At 45.0% G+C, this 1,307-nt stretch carries 1 pseudogene; it reads right to left on the bottom strand.

Annotation, left to right across the window (positions count from 1 at the left end):
* A pseudogene (locus Q0845_RS27675) lies at positions 1–1,307 on the bottom strand (hypothetical protein); the annotation flags it as partial.

Genomic DNA, 1,307 nt, shown 5'->3' with positions numbered 1-1,307 from the left:
GTTACTGTTTGGTTCGCTGCTACAAAATCACATGGATCGTTTGGATTTGTTCCATCGTTTGCCTCGTCTCCGTCAGTCACTCCGTCGCCATCCGTATCTGGATCTTGTGGATCGGTTGTATTACCATTTGGATCAGCTGGCGTTGTTGGATCGTCTACGCCTGTAGTTTCTTCTCCGTTATTTAATCCGTCACTATCACAATCTAAGTCGTTCCATGCTGCTTCTACTGCAGTGATGTCTTGACTTGATGCTTCGTATACACATGGATCGTTTGGATCAGTTCCATCAACTGCTTCTATTCCATCGGTTACACCGTCTCCATCCGTATCTGGATCTTGTGGATCGGTTGTATTACCATTTGGATTCGCTGGTGTCGTTGGATCGTCTACGCCTGTAACTTCTTCTTCATTGGTTAGTCCGTCATTATCACAGTCTAGATCGTTCCAGGCTGCATCTACCGTTACCGTTTGGCTTCCTGATTCAAAGTCACATGGATCGTTTGGATTCGTTCCATCATTTGCCTCGTCTCCGTCAGTCACTCCGTCTCCATCCGTATCTGGATCTTGTGGATCCGTTGTGTTACCATTTGGATCAGCTGGCGTTGTTGGATCATCTACACCTGTAGTTTCTTCTCCGTTATTTAATCCATCATTATCACAATCTAAGTCGTTCCATGCTGCTTCTACTGCAGTGATGTCTTGACTTGATGCTTCGTATAGACATGGATCGTTTGGATCAGTTCCATCAACTGCTTCTATTCCGTCAGTTACGCCGTCGCCATCCGTGTCTGGATCTTGTGGGTCCGTTGTGTTTCCGTTTGGATTTGCTGGTGTTGCTGGATCATCTACTCCTGTAACTTCTTCTTCATTCGTCAGTCCGTCATTATCACAATCTAAACCATTCCATGCTGCATCAACTGTTACCGTTTGGTTGGCTGCTACAAAATCACATGGATCGTTTGGATTCGTTCCATCATTCGCTTCGTCTCCATCAGTAACTCCGTCTCCATCCGTATCTGGATCTTGTGGATCGGTTGTATTACCATTTGGATCGGCTGGCGTTGTTGGATCGTCTACGCCTGTAGTTTCTTCTCCGTTTGTTAAACCATCGCTATCGCAGTCTAAGCTTGTCCAAGCTATTGTAACTGTAGATACATCTTGATTTACTGGATTGAAATCACATGGGTCATTTGGATTCGTATTATTTGGTCCTGGTGTACCATCTCCATTAGGATCTACTTCATCTCCATTGGTTACTCCATCGCCGTCACAATCTATTGCCAACCATGCTATTGTTACTGAAGCAAA

The organism is uncultured Kordia sp. (assembly GCF_947489565.1).
GTDB lineage: Bacteria > Bacteroidota > Bacteroidia > Flavobacteriales > Flavobacteriaceae > Kordia.
The sequence above is the reverse complement of the archived record's forward strand: the minus strand, read 5'-3'. Positions and strand labels throughout refer to the sequence as shown.